The following is a 16,979-nucleotide window of genomic DNA, read 5'->3' on the forward strand; positions in this document are numbered from 1 at the left end:
AGCCGCTCAAAAACCTTTTCCGGCAGTCATCTGCAACTCAATCAGTTTCTGTTGATGAAATGGAAAAATATGATTAGTTTTAAGTGCCCTTCCCGTTGAATAATGAAATATGAAACTGACATTATTTTTTAAGGTCCTTTATAGAAGTGTCTTCGGTTTTCTTATTATTATTTCTATTTCATGTAAAGAAAACCAGGAGATAAAAACAACTTCTAATTTTAAGATCTTACCGGAAATAAAAACTTCATTAGCTGATTTGGTCAGGGTATGGTATCCCATCTCCATTGATAGTATAAACGGTGGATTTTATCCGGATTTTAACTATAAATGGGAGAAAGAAGGTGAACAAAAAAAGATGCTGGTAACTCAGGCCCGTCATATCTGGACCGCTTCAGCACTCGCCGATTTCTATGGGGATAGTACTTATAACAAAATTGCGGCCCATGGCTATCACTTTTTAAGGGATCAGATGTGGGATACAAAATACGGCGGATTCCACACACTTTTGGTAAATGTTGGGGACTCCTTCAAACCTTCGGCAAGTACAAAAAGTTCCTACGGCAATGCCTTTGCTATTTATGGATTGGCAGCCTTCTATGGTATATCTAAAGATTCAACAGCACTCAATTTGGCGAAGAAAACCTTCTATTGGTTAGAAGAACATGCACATGATCCTATGTATAAAGGCTATTTTGATGTTCTGCATCTGGATGGTTCCTGGATGCTCGATGTTGAAGAAAACGATAAGGAGTACGACAACTTTATCCGCAAGGACTGGAAGGATCAAAACTCTTCCATACATCTTATGGAAGCATTTACAGCACTTTACGAGGTATGGCCCAACCCCTTGTTAAAAGAACGTTTGGAAGAACTTTTAATGCTGATAAGAGATACAATCACTACTCAGAAGGGATTTCTCACCTTACATTTAGAACGAGATTGGACGCCTGTTTCTTTTAAGGATTCAACGGAAACTTACAGAACAGAAAATTTTTGGCTGGATCACGTTTCATTCGGACACGATGTGGAGACAGGATTTCTTCTCCTGGAAGCTGCTCAGGCACTCTATCACCAAAAAGACAGCATTACAATGATCATCGCTAAAAGGATGGTAGATCATGGAATAGACCGTGGATGGGACCTGGAGAGAGGAGGTTTTTTTGATGGAGGATATTATTTGGATGACTCGGATGTCTGTACTATCTTGAATCCGGCAAAAATCTGGTGGTCTCAGGCTGAAGGGCTGAATGCTTTACTGCTAATGTCGCAATTGTATCCCGATGAAAAGGAATACTATGAATTATTTGAAAAACAATGGCAGTATATAAATGAACATATGATAGACCATACCTATGGCGGATGGTATGACGAAGGACTCGATTCAAATCCCGAAGCCGTTCAACATGTTAAGGCCCAGATCTGGAAGGTTAATTATCATAATATCAGGGCATTGATTAATGTAATACAGATGCTCGAAGGAAGGTTTAAACTTACTAATAACGAGCCTTAGGCAACTATAAAATAAACGATGTGAAATTTGATTTGACAAATAAAAAAGCCATTGTTACAGGAGGTGGTAGTGGTATTGGAAGGGCAATTGCCATGGCACTGGCCGAGCAGGGGGCTGAGGTACATATTCTCGAAATAAATGCGAAACCGGCTAAAGAAACAGCAGCTGAAATAAAGGCTACAGGAGGTGATGCCCAGGCTCATACCTGTGATATTTCTAACCAAAAGGATGTTATTAAAACGGTTGAGGCCATAAAAGCAGACGGAGCAATAGACATTCTGATCAACAATGCGGGTATTGCCCATATTGGGAATGTCGAGTTAACTACCGAAGCGGATATCGACAGGGTATATCAGGTAAATATTAAAGGGGTCTATAATTGCATCTATGCCTGCATCAAAAACATGAAAGAAAGGGGAGGAGTGATTATAAATATGGCATCCGTTGCAGCAACGGTGGGAATATCAGACAGGTTTGCCTATTCTATGACCAAAGGTGCTGTACTTACAATGACCTATTCTGTGGCTAAAGATTACCTCTCCTATGGAATACGATGTAATAGCATCTCACCGGCAAGAGTACATACCCCTTTTGTTGATGGTTACCTCAAACAAAATTATCCGGGTATGGAAAAGGAAATGTTTAAAAGATTGTCCGAAACACAACCAATAGGGAGAATGGGCAGGCCCGAAGAAATAGCCAACCTGGCCGTGTATCTATGTTCTGATGAAGCCTCTTTTATTACGGGTACGGATTTTCCAATAGACGGCGGTTTTATTAAACTGAACGGATAAATTTATGCAACTGGGATTGTGCGTCGGAATGAAGGTTATAACTAAAATTTATCTCTATGGTCATTGACAGCCATCAGCATTTTTGGGAATATGACCCCGTTCGGTATGCCTGGATTGATGATTCTATGAAAGTCCTTCAGAAAGATTTTCTTCCTGCAGATCTGGGTCCAATATTAAAAGATAATAAAGTGGATGGCTGTGTTGCGGTTCAGGCAGATCAGTCTGAAGCAGAGACAGAATTCCTGCTCCGGATGGCGGAGGAAAATGATTTTATCAAAGGAGTAGTTGGATGGGTAGACCTAAGAGCAGATAATATAGCAGACAGATTAGCGTATTTTTCACAGGATAAAAAGCTTAAAGGGGTAAGGCATATTGTACAGGAAGAACCGGATCCTGAGTTTATGCTACGAAAAGATTTTCAAAATGGCATAGGGCATTTGGCCCGGTTTGGCCTTACCTATGATATTCTGGTATATCCTAATCAGCTGGCTGCGGCAGTTTTATTGACAAGGGCATTTCCCGATCAGAAATTTGTGCTGGACCATATCGCCAAACCGCGGATCTCTGAAGGACTGGACAACCAATGGGTTCACTATATTAAGGAATTAGCCTTAAACCCGAATGTAAGTTGTAAAGTATCGGGGATGGTTACAGAGACCAGGAATTTTAAATGGCAGCAGGAGGATTTTTCTCCATTTATAAAGGTTGTCCTGGATACCTTTGGTTGGCAACGCCTTCTTTATGGATCGGACTGGCCGGTATGTCTTCTGGGTGGAAGTTATATGGAGGTATTAACTATAATGACCGATTATATCAATAAATTACCTGAAAAGGAAAAAGCCGGGATCATGGGGTTAAACGCAATAAATTTTTACGCCCTTTAACTTGAAAGAGATAGTGTATAGATGAGAAATAAAAAAGCGATAAAGTTCAATTCCAGATACCCTTCTATTGAAGATCTCCGCGAAAAGGCCAAAAAGCGGATCCCAAAATTTGCCTTTGAATACCTGGATGGTGGTTGCAATGAAGAGGTGAACCTGCGCAAAAACACCTCAGAGATCAGGGAAGTGGAGTTAAAACCCGATTATTTAACAGAGTACAAGGGGTACAACATGGAAACTGAACTTTTTGGTCATACTTACAGCGCCCCATTTGGAATTGCTCCTGTAGGGCTGCAAGGTCTTATGTGGCCCAATGCTTCGGAAATACTGGCAAAGGCCTCGTTGGATTATAATATTCCTTTTATCCTTAGTACGGTGACTACTACCAATATAGAACGTGCCAGTGAACTCACAGAAGGCCGGGCCTGGTTTCAGCTTTATCACCCCGCAGAGAATTCCGTGCGCGATAATATCCTGTCAAGGGCAGAAGCTGCTGCCTGTCCGGTACTGGTCCTGCTCTGTGATGTACCTACCTTTGGTTTTCGGCCAAAAGAGATTCGCAATGGCCTGTCTATGCCTCCCAAAATGACGCTTAATAATGTGATGCAAATCCTGGGAAAACCAAATTGGGCACTTCAGACCTTAAAACACGGGCAACCCAATTTTGAAACGTTAAGGCCCTATATGCCAAAAAACCTCAACCTGAAACATCTTGGTTTATTTATGGATAAGATGTTTTCGAAAAGGATGAATGAGGAAAAAATAGCTCCTATCAGGGATAAATGGAAAGGCAAAATAGTATTGAAGGGCGTTGCAACGGAAGCAGATGCAGAAAAGGCCATAAAATTGGGACTGGATGGGATTATCGTATCTAACCATGGTGGCCGTCAATTAGATGCCGGTGAATCTACCATAAAGCCCATGACCCGTATTGCCAATAAGTACGGGGACCAGATTACGGTGATGATTGACAGCGGGCTTCGCTCCGGACCGGATGTGGCCCGGGCACTTGCCAGTGGGGCTGCTTTTACCTTTATGGGCCGTTCTTTTATGTATGGGGTTTCTGCACTGGGCAAAGAAGGAGGAGTCCATACCATTTCATTGCTGCAAACCCAGCTGCAGCAGGTAATGGAGCAACTAGGTTGTAATAAGACAAGTGATTTTCCTCGGCATTTAGTTTAGGTTTATAGTTGTTGACAAATAAATATGCACCGTGGACTACATAATACCTTAGAACCCCAAAGAAACATTCCATAGCGCATTATTATATTCACAGTTTCACTACTCTTAAATTATCATTTTAAAAGTTAAAATAGGGATATATATTCTTTTGATAAATTGTGTATATAAGTTGGTAATACAGTTTGTTTGGAATAAAAAAATTGATAATTTTTCCCAGTGAATGTGAGAAAAGAACACATTCAATGATAGCGGATAGATGTTAAAAGGATTAAAAAGGTTATTGATCGGTTTTATAGGTTCTTTTGCGGTTTTATAGCTTATATTTAATATAATTGCACTAGTTTTTGCCGCTTTCAGTTTGCCGTCAAATTATTTTAAGATTTGTTCAAGAAGAGAGGATATTAATTTATGACGGCCGAAAGAATACTAATTAGGAGAGATTAAAATATAAATAGTTCCCCAACATGCGATTACGTGCAAAGTTGTACATGCGCTTTTTATTATAATAGAAACTATTTTATACCCCACTATGACGTATTTCTACGATTATATTTCGAACACTTACATACTTGCCTTTTTGGGAGGGTTAATGGCCTTTGTTTTGGCCAATAGGATTATCCCCGTAATTATCCACACGGTACGCTCAAAGAACCTGATGGACGAGCCCGGCGATCGCAGTGCGCATTCAACAAAAACCCCAACCTTAGGCGGAGTTGGAATGTTTGTAGCATTTGCCGTATCCTTAATTCTTTTTGGAATACTGGCGGGTTTGGAACGGCCGGATTTGGTTAAACTTTTGTCGCTGGTACTCGCTACGATAATCCTAATTTTTCTAGGGATCAAAGATGACCTTATTGCCCTTGCTGCCAGGAAAAAGTTTCTTGGCCAACTAATTTCCACGGGGATAGTTATTTTCCTGACCGATGTCAGAATTACAAGTTTTGAAGGACTATTAGGCATTGGGGAGTTACCTTACTTGGTTTCGGTATTGTTTACGGTTTTTGTTTTTATTCTGGTCATCAATTCCTTTAACCTTATTGATGGAATAGATGGTTTAGCAGGTACCATTAGTATTATAACGAGTTTGTCTTTCGGGTTGTTCTTTCTCTTAAATAGGGATTTTTTAATGGTGTTGGTTTCTTTTAGTTTAATTGGCGCCATTGGTGCGTTTTTACGGTATAACCTGTCCGGTACCAGAAAATTATTTATGGGAGATTCAGGCTCTATGGTTATCGGCTATTTATTGGCGTATCAGGGGATTCGTTTTCTGGAATTAAATTTAAGCGCGTCTTCCACTTTTACCATTTCAAACGGACCTATACTGCTGTTGGCCATTTTATCATTTCCCTTACTGGATACGCTTAGGATTTTTATTATCCGGGCAAGAGAAAGGCGCAGCCCTTTTGATGCAGACCAGAATCATATCCACCACCGTTTACTGGAGAGGGGATTAAGTCATAAACAAGCTACAATATTGCTGGCTATTGTAAATATTCTGGTAATAGAGTTGGCTGTTCTGCTTAAAGATCTGGAAATAAACGTCCAATTAGTCGCTGTTACGCTACTGGGATCCTTACTTTATACCTTGCTTTTTAGTCTTAACAGGCTACGTGAAAAAGTCATAAAATTTAATGATCTCAGAAGGGTAAAAAAACAAGGAAGAGTGATAAGAATGGGAATTCAGGACGGGTTTGTTTCTCAAAGGATAGTGTCTTCTCCTTTTAATAAAAGGGTAAGCAAAAAAACCGGAGTAAACAGTTCAGATGCTTCTAAAGATAAAGAATGGCTTATAGGTGAAAAGCGGATTAAAGAATGGGAAAAATCCAAAAAACAAAATCTAAGCACTAATAAGTGGAAAGAAAATAGAAAATCGGCTATAACGAAATAAGCGAAGATGTTTATTTGCGTCCGGTAATTAATCATAAATTTTAGAGATAGATAATATTAACGTGTCTTCTGTTTATATTGGAGGAAGCGAAAGGAGGCCTCACCTTTGGCCGTAGTATCTCAATAATTAAATTTGGATAGGGAACTATGAATTGGTACGTAATCTACACCAGGCCCAGATGGGAATTAAAAATATATACCGCGCTTTTAGAACAGGGCATAGAGGCCTATTGCCCTAGCTATAGTGTGGTACGCCAATGGAGTGACCGGAAGAAAAAAATAAGACTGCCTTATTTCAAGGGCTATGTATTTGTGCGACTGCAGGAAGCAGACCGAAACCGGGTATTCCGGATCCCCGGCGTGATGAGGTATTTAATGTGGCAGGGCATGGTTGCAAGGGTGCGGGATAAGGAAATAGGATTGATGAAGGAATATCTGGACGGCGAACAGCAGGAGGCTCCCAGAGTAGAGCGTTTGTCGGTTGGGGAGAAGGTCACCTTTACCCGTGGGGCACTAAAAGACCGGGATGCTGTGGTGGAAGAAATAGGGCAACAATGTGTTCGGTTGGTACTGCCGGTTCTCGGTTACCGGATCACGGCACGTATGGCAGACCTGGTGCCATAGTGTACCATGGCATCTCCTTAGGCTTGCCGGAGTGGTGCCATTGTACCTCTTAGGCTTGCCGGAGAGGTATCTTTTTTATCTATTCACTATGAACTATTTTTGCGGAAACCAAGCCTTTTGGTTCAATTTAAAATGGGACTCATAGCGGCGGAGCCGTGGGATAAAGTAGTGATGCCCTCAGTAAAAAGATGGAACTTTAGACCATAGCACAATACCAAAAGTAAATCTGGTAGGCGATAAAACTCACAGAGAAATCGTTACATTTAATAAATTAATTAGCTTAGACATGGAATTCAGAAGATTGGAAATACCTGAAGTAGTCTTATGTGAGCCGAATATTATTGGGGACGATCGGGGTTATTTTACAGAAACCTACAGACTAGACAAACTCAATGAATTTTTAGGGTATCCCATTCATTTTTGTCAGGATAATGAATCCATGTCCTCTTATGGCATTTTAAGGGGCTTGCATTATCAACTACCCCCATACGCTCAAACAAAACTCGTACGGGTGCTTAAAGGAAGTGTGCTCGATGTTGCTGTTGATATCAGAAAAGGTTCCCCAACCTTCGGACAGCATGTTGCTGTGGAATTAAGTGGAGAAAACAAGAAGCAATTATTGATCCCCAGGGGTTTTGCACACGGCTTTTTGGTAATGAGTAAGGAGGCTCTTTTTGCCTATAAAGTAGATAATTATTACAGCAGGGATTGGGACCGGGGAATTGCCTATAATGATCCTGCGCTCGGGATTGACTGGAAACTGGCAGAAAACAAGGTAGAATGCTCTGTGAAAGATTCCCACCTCCCTTTATTAAAGGATGTTCAATATTTTGAACATAACATGAATTTATATGCATAATATTTTAGTTACCGGAGCGAATGGGCAACTGGGTTCTGAATTGCGAGCTCTGGAGTTCCATTATCCTTCCTATAATTTCATTTTTACAGATTCGAAGCAACTGGATATTACCACTTATAGAGCGGTGGAAAAATACATAGAACAAAATGCCATTACGGCGATCATCAACTGTGCGGCCTATACGGCCGTAGATAAGGCAGAAACGGATTCCACCAAGGCCAATGCATTAAATCATCTGGCCGTTGAAAACCTTGCAAAGATTTCAAAAGCCAGGGGTATTACGCTGATACATATTTCAACAGATTATGTGTTCGACGGTACGTCTGACAGGCCTTATACAGAAGAAGATGTTCCTAACCCACAAAGTGTTTATGGCAAAACAAAGCTGGCGGGTGAAAAAGCCATGCAACGCGTAAATCCACCTAATTCCATAATTATAAGGACCTCCTGGCTCTATTCCAACTATGGGACAAATTTTGTAAAAACCATGTTGAGACTGGGCAAGGAAAAAAACGAGATCAGTGTTATCGCTGATCAGAAAGGGACACCCACCTATGCCGGGGACCTGGCAAAAACCATTTTGGAAATACTGCCTAAAATAAAAAATGATAAGGTGGAAGTTTACCATTATTCTAATGAGGGTGTCTGTAGTTGGTACGATTTTGCCAAAGCCATCTTTGCGTTAAAAAAAATGTTCATAAAAGTAGATCCCATCAAATCTACTGAATTTCCCACCCCGGCAAAAAGGCCCCATTACAGTATTTTGAACAAAAGGAAGATCATAGAAGCCTTTCAACTAAAAATTCCGACCTGGGAAGATTCCCTGGCACGATGCTTGCGAAAACCTGAACCCAAAATTCTTAAACTTCCAAAAATACTCGATATTAGAGGAAACTTAAGTTGGTTTGAAAACAGCAATCAAATTCCATTTGATATAAAAAGGACCTATTTTATAAATGATGTCCCTGGCGGTGAGATTAGAGGGGGCCATGCTTTTAGAAAATCAACTGAGTTTATTGTTGCGCTTTCCGGAAGTCTTGATGTTGTCCTGAATGATGGTAATAAGGAAATAAAATATAGTTTAAACAGATCTGATTATGGATTATATATCCCAAATTTAATTTGGAGGAAAATGGAGAATTTTTCAGCTAATGCATTTGCTTTAATTGTTTCATCCATTTCATATAATACAGCAGATTATATTAGAGACTTTGAAAATTTTCAAATAATAAGAAATGAAGCTAAAGGATAATACCGTCAATATGTGCTTTACTATTGAAGTTTCAAAAGTCCATAATATTGTTGGAGATAATACTTCAGTTAAAAATGACCTTAACATTCCATTTGAAGTAAAAAGGATTTATTATTTGTACGATGTGCCTGGAGGTGAGAAACGAGGTGGGCATGCCCATTATGAACTCGAACAATATATTTTGGCCGTCAGTGGAAGTTTTGATGTAATCATTGATGACGGAACAGATAGAAGAATAGTAACTTTAAATAGTCCCAATTTGGCACTTCACATTGTACCGGGACTTTGGAGGGAATTGGAAAATTTTTCTCATGATGCAATTTGTTTGGTTATCGCCTCACATAAATATGACGAAGGGGATTATATACGAGATTACTATTCATTTTTAGAATTAAGCAGGCGCAAAAAAATTGACAGAGAAGACGAGTAGGTTACTTCGTAAGTGAAGGAACTTTAGAAATACGTTATCATTTATTGACAGGGTGACCAATAATTGTGGGAGTTTTTTAATGATTGAAATCAGAAAATACAAAAAAGAGGACAAAGAGGTTTGGGATGATTTTATTAAAAACTCTAAGAATGGAATTTTTCTATTTTATAGGGATTATATGGATTATCATAAAGAGAGATTCGTGGATCACTCTTTGATTGTTTCTGATGAAACAAGAATTATTGCCCTTTTCCCTGCCAATGAGAAAGAAGTAACCCTTGTATCTCATGGGGGTTTAACCTTTGGTTCGTTGATCATGAGCCATGGGATTAAAGCTGTGCAAGTCCTTGAAGTATTTCAGTTAATTAAGGAATATTATACGAAATTGGGGTTTAAAAAAATCGTACTCAAAATATCTCCGCATATATTTCATCGCTATCCTTCTCAGGAAGACCTGTACGCCTTATTCAGATTGAATGCAACCCTCATAAGAAGAGATATTTCATCTGTAATTAAAATGGATGGCAGGGTTCCATTTTCCAAACCTAAAAGACGCGCTGTAGAAAAATGCATTCGGGATGGTATGGTCTTTTCGGAGAATAAGGACTTTACCGAATATTGGAATTTGTTAACAGAAGTCGTGTCAAAATTCAATGTAAAACCCGTTCATTCCCTGGAGGAAATAGTTTATTTGAATAAACGCTTTCCGGAAAAAATCAGATTATTTGAAGCCAGAAAAGAGGGTATGCTGTTAGCGGGATTAGTAATTTATGATTATGATACCGTTGTTCATGTTCAATATCAGGCAAATTCCCCGGAAGGAAGAAAAATGGGTGCTTTGGAATTTTTGAATCATAATTTGATCAATGAAACTTTTAAAGATCGGGAATATTATAGTTTTGGTATTTCAACGGAAAATGAAGGCAAAAAGTTAAACAGGGGTCTAATTCAACAAAAAGAAAGGATGGGCGCCAGGGGCATTGCCTTGGATTTTTATTCAATTCCTTTAGATGTATCCTTTCAAAATGCCGTTTATGGGTAGAAATTTAACCGGTTAAGTAGAGCATAAGTAGAATTAACATGGATGTGATCAAATTTTTGGATCTGCAAAAAATTAACGCACAGTACAGCAAAGAATTAAAGGAAGCTGCGAACAGGGTTATAGATTCCGGTTGGTATGTATTGGGCAAGGAACTGGAAGCGTTTGAAAGAAACTATGCTTCTTTTTGCGGAACAAATAGTACCCTGGGTGTTGCCAATGGCTTGGATGCTTTACGTTTAATATTTAAAGCCTACATTGAATTGGGGGTTATGCAGAAAGGCGATGAAGTTATTGTTCCTGCCAACACTTTTATCGCCTCAGTTTTGGCAATCTCAGACAATGGTCTTATTCCGGTATTTGCAGAACCGGATGCAAAGACGTTTAATTTGGATTCTTCAAAGCTTGAAGCGGCCATTACCAAAAAAACAAAGGCCATATTAACGGTACATTTGTATGGTCAGATTTCCATAGATCAACGAATGATGGAGATATGTAATGAGTACAACTTAAAGTTGATCGAGGATGCCGCGCAATCGCATGGGGCACAATGGAACGGTAAAGTATCAGGTGCCATTGGGGACGCAGCCGGACATAGTTTTTACCCGGCTAAAAACCTTGGAGCCCTGGGTGATGCAGGAGCCGTTACTACGAATGATGAACCATTAGCAAATACGATTGCTGCTTTGCGTAATTATGGTTCCCATAAAAAATATGAAAACCGATACCAGGGCCTTAATTCTCGTTTAGACGAACTACAAGCCGCTTTTTTAAATGTAAAACTAAAGCACCTACAAGGGGATATTGCAGGCAGAAGAAAAGTAGCCAAATACTATTTGGAACACATTACCAACCCATCAATACTTTTGCCGGAAGTAGTACATAACAAGGGACATGTATGGCATCTATTTGTGATTCGCACCGCAAACAGGGATAAATTACAAGAATACCTCTATCAGCATGGCATACAGACCCTGATTCATTATCCTGTTCCTCCTCATAAACAAAGAGCTTACAGGTCTTTTAACCATATGAGTTTTCCAATAGCTGAACAAATACATAAAGAAGTATTGAGCTTGCCAGTAAGCAACTTGGAGGATATGGAGGTAATTAAGAGAATAGTGCTAATTATTAATAATTATGATAATTAGAAACACCAAAATAAAAAATACCTTAAATAAAGCATTGCCAGAGAGCATATTTAACCTTTTATATAATGCTTATAAGGGTATAAGAGACTATTCGTTTTATAGGAATATCCGGAAAATCAGGAAACAACAACATGAAATTGTCGCCTCATTGCAAAAAAAAGAGATTATCAACGTAATCTTCTTAATAATGGTTGAAGCAATATGGAAATACGAAGAACTGTATAAATTGCTATCCAAAAATCCAAGATTCAAAATTACAGTTGTCCCTATACCATTGACGAGAGAAGGGTTAGCACAAATGGATGGATATGAACAAACATTAAATTATTTTAACAATAACGGATATAATACCTTCAAATCCTTTGATCAGAATAGTGGCACCTGGTTGGATATTAAAGATATTCTAAGGCCAGACCTGGTGTTTTTTGCCAATCCCTACCCATGGATGACTTTTGATAAATATGCAATTGATCACTTTACAAATTCCCTTACTTGTTATGTGCCATATTGTTTTCAGGTATCAAAATTGTTTAAAATGCAAAGAGACGGTCCTTTTCACTCCAAATTATGGAAACAGTTTTATGAAACTAAAATTCATGAAGAGGAAAGTAAAAATAATTCCAGAACAAAAGGCGATAATGTAATGATGTCTGGATTTCCCGGAGTGGATTCTGTGTTTAATAAAAATTATAACCCAAAAGATCCCTGGAAGAAAAGTAAACATGGTAAAACCGTCAAAATTATTTGGGCCCCACATCATACTATAGCGGGACATGGATGTGGCTTGGATTGGTCAAATTTTATGGATTATCATGAGTATTTTTTAAACTTAATTCAAACCAACGAGAATATTCAAATAGCGTTTAAACCACATCCTATGCTAAGGGAAAATCTATCTAAAGAAGAAGTATGGGGTAAAGAAAGAACAGACCAGTACTACGAAAAATGGAATTCCTTGCCCAACGGACAGTTAGAGCAAAGCTATTACGCCGAACTTTTTTATTTCTCCGATGCTTTAATTACAGACAGTGGAGGATTTATTGTTGAATATCTCTATGTTGACAAACCAATTTTATTCGCAAAAAGTCACAATAACATATTAGAAACCTTTAATTCGTTTGGGCAGGAAGTATTTAATGTTTTATACCAGGCAAATAATAAAACAGAAGTTGGAAATTTTATTGCCGAAGTGGTTTTAAAAAATCAGGATTCCTTAAATAAAAAGAGGAATCAATTTTTGAAAGAAGCTGTTCTTCCTCCAAATGGAATAACGGCTAGTGAAAATATCTATAATGAGTTAATAAAAGAGTTAGGGTAGACAAGCCTTTACTCGTTTTCATATTGAAAGACACTCCATCTGAAAGCCTATTATGAATATCCAGGTAGGTTTGGAGAGATACACTCCGATTCTTTAGATCTTATGGACCCTGTGGTAAAAATGAAGTTTGATAAAACTTAATAATCAACCTTCTATTTAGGTAATGATATATCTTTTATTAGTAGACAAGACTAAATAGTATAAAAAAAATAGAATAATAAGGTAGGATGACCGATAAGCCTTCGTTAAAAGAAAAAACATATAAAGGAATTCTATGGAATGCAGTTGAGAAGTTTTCAGTCAAGGGCATTAAATTTATCATTGGAATAATATTAGCACGTTTATTAATACCCGAAGATTTTGGTCTTATTGGCATGATAGCTGTATTTATTGCCATATCCCAAACTTTTATTGATAGTGGAATGATGTCCGGATTGATTCAAAAGCAAGGTAGATCCAATAAGGATTTTTCCACAGTTTTTGTATTTAATTTTGGTCTAAGTGTATTGGCTTACATATTGTTATACGTTTCAGCTAAGTACATTGCGTTGTTTTACAATACACCTGTATTAATACCAATTATAAAGGTTGTTGGGATAAATATTATTATTAACGCACTTGCAATTGTCCAAAGAGCCAGATTAATAATTAATATGGATTTTAGAACCCTTGCAAAAGTGACTATTTCATCAGAGATTATTAGCGGGTTCATTGCCATATATTTAGCATATAATGGGTATGGCGTCTGGTCTTTGGTGATTAAACAAATAATTGTTTCGATAATAACCTTACTACTATTGTGGTACCTCAGCAGATGGAAACCTTCACTATTATTTTCAAAACAATCTTTTAAAAATTTATTTGGGTTTGGTTCCAAATTATTGATAGCGGGGATTTATGCCCAAGTAATGCACCAAATCTATAATGTTTTTATTGGCAAATATTATTCAGCCGGTCAATTGGGAAATTATACCCAGGGTAAGCAATTGGCAGTACTGCCTGCAGAAACTATTTCAGGTATAATTTATCAGGTTACTTTTCCATTATTATCAGGTCTCCAGAACGACACAACAAAAATGATATCCGTTTTTCGGAGCCTTCTTAAAATGAGTGCGTTTGTAATGTTTCCATGCATGACAGGAATTGCAATATTGGCAGAACCATTTATTACACTTTTTTTAGGACAGAAATGGTTAATGGCAATACCATTAATGCAATGGATGTGCTTTGCCCGGATCTTTTACGCCCAAAGTGTTTTAAACCTAAATATTCTTAATGCAATCGGAAGATCGGATCTATTTTTAAAAGTAGATTTGTCAAAAGCTCCTATAGGGATTATTATATTGCTTTTTACATTACCAATAAGTGTTGAAGCAATGGTTATTGGGCAAGTAATTAGCTCTACTATAAATTTTTATATTAATACCTATTTGCCAGGAAAACTTTTTGGGCATGGAGTATTATCACAGCTAAAAGATATTTGGCCAACAATGGCACTGACGGTAGTGATGTCCATAATAATTCTTTTAAGTATTAGTTTAGTAGAAACCAATATTCTAAGGCTAATAGTGGGGGTGGTTGCAGGCTTAATTTCATATATAGGAATCAGTCATTTGTTAAAATTGGAGGAATTGAAAGAAGTTAAAAAGTTATTGAGAACAATTGGAAAATAAGCTAAATGTCAAAGTCTAAGCAGATAATGGAACAAGACAAATTTAGCCAAATTGATGATCCGGTAAATCCGTTAGTCTCTGTCATTGTCGTTACCTACAATTCATCTAAATATGTTCTGGAAACTTTACAGAGTGCCAAAGCACAAACCTATAAAAACATAGAACTTATCATTAGTGATGATGGCTCAACGGATAGTACGGTTCAGATTTGCAAAGCATGGGTAAGCGAACATAAGGGGCGATTTATTGATGCAAAATGTATTACTATCCAAAATAATTCAGGGATTGCACAAAATTGTAATCGTGGTCTAAAAGAGGCCAAAGGGGAGTGGATAAAGCTTATCGCTGGCGATGATATCTTGATGGATTCCTGTATAGACAGGAATATGGATTTTGTTAAGAATAGTCCCCACTCGTTCTTCTTTAGCAAAATGACGTTTACTAAAAAAAATGACAAGCTTGTAGATCATTTCAACAAGGGATTTCAATTATTGAATACTAAAAAGAATCAGTTAAAAGTATTATTAAGGAGTAACTATGTAACAGCAGCCACTTCATTTATCAGACGGGAAGCATTGGTTCATTTGGGTGGCTTTGATGAACGTTTTCCAATGCTTGAAGATTATCCCCTATGGGTAAAGGCGTCCCAAAATAAATATAAGCTAATATTTAAGGACGAACCAACGGTCATTTACAGAATTCATGATGAAGGGATCTCTCAAAATCAAGTTTTAGGTACTAAAAAAGAATTTTATGCCGGTCTGCCCTTCAGGCGATCGTGGTTTTATTTTATGCGAAAAGTAATGCTTAAAGAACAACTAAAGCACTATATGTTTTTAAAAGCTTGGGGCACTAGTATATCGATTGTACAATTCAATGTCCTGGTCAAACTCTTTAATAATAAGAGGAATACAATCTCTAAAGTAGTATATACGATATTCCAACTGTGCAGACCTTCATTTTATTCCAGGCTTATAAAGAATCAATAATTAACCTTCTGAATTGGTATCTGCGGAACAATAGAAAATGATACAAAAATTTAAGTCCAAATTAGACATACATACCCTTGAGGTAGTGGTCAAATCTTCCAAAACCATGCTTGTTAAGGTAGCCGGCCTGATCGTTGGTTTACTCATTAGCATCTTTTTAGGACGCACACTTGGGCCCGAAGGCTTAGGAATTATCAATTTCGCGAATAAGTTAGGGATGATTTTGTTGATCCTCACCATGTTTGGATTTTCAAATGTCATCTTAAAATTTATTGCAATAGCTAAAAGCAAACAGGATGATGCAAGCATAGCCACCTCGTTAAAAACAAGTCTCATTTTTAATGGGTTGCTTTCTATGGGTATTGCAGGTATTGCGGCTATACTATTGCCTGTAATTCTAAAGTGGTGGTCTGGAAATCAGGAGTTGTATATCCCCTTATTAATAGCCTTTGTTATGCTTATTCCCCAAACGTTTTCCAGGGTGTTTGCTGCAGCATTAATCGGTTATGGTAAAATATGGCAGGCAAATCTGGTAAACCAAACCTTGAGTACCATACTCGTAGGGCTTGGGTTATTACTGTATTGGGTATTTGATATTGGCTATACCCCTGTAAGCGTTCTACTGTTATATGCGGTGAGTCGTGTATTACTGGCATTTGTAGTGATGGTGTTATGGGGCCATACCTTTAAAAGTAACAGTAAAGGGGAGTTTAATTTGAAGCCCATGTTTAAAATGGCACTACCCATGTTATTAATTACGGGAACGGGAGTGATTGCCAGCAATGCAGATGTTATCATGTTAGGTACCTTAGGCACACTTGAAGATGTGGGTATCTACAGTGTAGCAGCAAGACTGGCATTGCTTACCTCGCTGTTTTTACAGGTCACCAATGCAGCTGTTGCTCCAAAATTAGCAAGTTTGTTTAGTGATACTAAAATTGAGGAAATGGGGATTATGGTTCAAAGGGTGACCAAAGGCTTAACCATTATTGCTTTCAGTTTTGTAATGGTATTTGTTGTTTTTGGACAATTGATGCTAGGGCTTTGGGGCGCAGAATTCCAGGAAGCGTATTGGGTTTTAGTTATATTGGCCATTGGTCAGTTTTTTAATATTACTACCGGTTGTGCTGGATTGTTACTAATGATGTGTGGGTACGAAAAAGTACATGGTTATATTTCGGCTATAGCCGTACTCTTAAATATTATCTTGAATATCGTTTTAATTAAAACGTACGGTGCCTTAGGCGCCGCAATCGCAACGGCTATAACTGTAATGATTTCAAATGTTACAAAAGTGATATTTGCCAAACGAAATACAGGTATTCTAACTATACCAATTTTTAAATTATGATTAAAAAATGACTAAAAGAAGAAACTTGATTTAATCTTC

At 37.9% G+C, this 16,979-nt stretch carries 15 protein-coding genes; all 15 read left to right on the forward strand.

Features of this window, described 5'->3' with window-relative positions:
- Window positions 1–109 precede the first annotated feature (109 nt).
- Window positions 110–1,510 carry an AGE family epimerase/isomerase gene (locus Q0874_RS05745; RefSeq protein WP_299160542.1) on the forward strand — a complete coding sequence of 467 codons (1,401 nt, stop codon included), beginning with the start codon at window positions 110–112 and terminating at the stop codon, window positions 1,508–1,510.
- A 20-nt stretch (window positions 1,511–1,530) separates the two neighbouring features.
- The gene (locus Q0874_RS05750; protein WP_299160543.1) at window positions 1,531–2,304 is read left to right on the forward strand and encodes an SDR family NAD(P)-dependent oxidoreductase; all 774 of its coding nucleotides are present in this window, start codon (window positions 1,531–1,533) and stop codon (window positions 2,302–2,304) included.
- A 56-nt stretch (window positions 2,305–2,360) separates the two neighbouring features.
- Window positions 2,361–3,188 carry an amidohydrolase gene (locus Q0874_RS05755; RefSeq protein ID WP_299160545.1) on the forward strand — a complete coding sequence of 276 codons (828 nt, stop codon included), beginning with the start codon at window positions 2,361–2,363 and terminating at the stop codon, window positions 3,186–3,188.
- Window positions 3,189–3,209: 21 nt separating this feature from the next.
- Window positions 3,210–4,367, forward strand: a complete 1,158-nt coding sequence (locus Q0874_RS05760) for an alpha-hydroxy acid oxidase (RefSeq protein WP_299160546.1) — start codon at window positions 3,210–3,212, stop codon at window positions 4,365–4,367.
- A gap of 529 nt (window positions 4,368–4,896) precedes the next feature.
- Window positions 4,897–6,255 carry an MraY family glycosyltransferase gene (locus Q0874_RS05765; protein ID WP_299160548.1) on the forward strand — a complete coding sequence of 453 codons (1,359 nt, stop codon included), beginning with the start codon at window positions 4,897–4,899 and terminating at the stop codon, window positions 6,253–6,255.
- A 146-nt stretch (window positions 6,256–6,401) separates the two neighbouring features.
- On the forward strand, window positions 6,402–6,878 hold the full coding sequence (locus Q0874_RS05770) for a transcription termination/antitermination protein NusG (RefSeq protein ID WP_299160550.1): 477 nt from the start codon (window positions 6,402–6,404) through the stop codon (window positions 6,876–6,878).
- A 286-nt stretch (window positions 6,879–7,164) separates the two neighbouring features.
- Complete coding sequence (rfbC, locus tag Q0874_RS05775; RefSeq protein ID WP_299160552.1) at window positions 7,165–7,737, forward strand: dTDP-4-dehydrorhamnose 3,5-epimerase; 573 nt, start codon at window positions 7,165–7,167, stop codon at window positions 7,735–7,737.
- Window positions 7,730–8,989: a dTDP-4-dehydrorhamnose reductase gene (rfbD, locus tag Q0874_RS05780; protein WP_367275407.1), complete on the forward strand. Its 1,260-nt coding sequence runs from the start codon at window positions 7,730–7,732 to the stop codon at window positions 8,987–8,989. Before rfbC ends, rfbD begins: the two co-directional genes overlap by 8 nt.
- Window positions 8,973–9,419, forward strand: a complete 447-nt coding sequence (locus Q0874_RS05790; RefSeq protein WP_299160554.1) for an FdtA/QdtA family cupin domain-containing protein — start codon at window positions 8,973–8,975, stop codon at window positions 9,417–9,419. Before rfbD ends, Q0874_RS05790 begins: the two co-directional genes overlap by 17 nt.
- 79 nt (window positions 9,420–9,498) lie before the next feature.
- Window positions 9,499–10,461: a GNAT family N-acetyltransferase gene (locus Q0874_RS05795; protein WP_299160556.1), complete on the forward strand. Its 963-nt coding sequence runs from the start codon at window positions 9,499–9,501 to the stop codon at window positions 10,459–10,461.
- 44 nt (window positions 10,462–10,505) lie between these two features.
- Window positions 10,506–11,609, forward strand: coding sequence for a DegT/DnrJ/EryC1/StrS aminotransferase family protein (locus Q0874_RS05800; protein ID WP_299161702.1), 1,104 nt, complete (start codon window positions 10,506–10,508; stop codon window positions 11,607–11,609).
- On the forward strand, window positions 11,599–12,927 hold the full coding sequence (locus tag Q0874_RS05805) for a CDP-glycerol glycerophosphotransferase family protein (RefSeq protein WP_299160558.1): 1,329 nt from the start codon (window positions 11,599–11,601) through the stop codon (window positions 12,925–12,927). Before Q0874_RS05800 ends, Q0874_RS05805 begins: the two co-directional genes overlap by 11 nt.
- Before the next feature lie 227 nt (window positions 12,928–13,154).
- Window positions 13,155–14,600, forward strand: a complete 1,446-nt coding sequence (locus tag Q0874_RS05810) for a lipopolysaccharide biosynthesis protein (protein WP_299160560.1) — start codon at window positions 13,155–13,157, stop codon at window positions 14,598–14,600.
- Window positions 14,601–14,605: 5 nt separating this feature from the next.
- Entirely contained in the window at window positions 14,606–15,589 is a 984-nt protein-coding gene (locus Q0874_RS05815; protein WP_299160561.1) for a glycosyltransferase, read from the forward strand.
- A 37-nt stretch (window positions 15,590–15,626) separates the two neighbouring features.
- Window positions 15,627–16,940, forward strand: coding sequence for a flippase (locus Q0874_RS05820; RefSeq protein WP_299160563.1), 1,314 nt, complete (start codon window positions 15,627–15,629; stop codon window positions 16,938–16,940).
- The last annotated feature ends 39 nt before the right edge of the window (window positions 16,941–16,979 follow it).

It is taken from the genome of uncultured Eudoraea sp. (assembly GCF_947490415.1).
GTDB lineage: Bacteria > Bacteroidota > Bacteroidia > Flavobacteriales > Flavobacteriaceae > Eudoraea.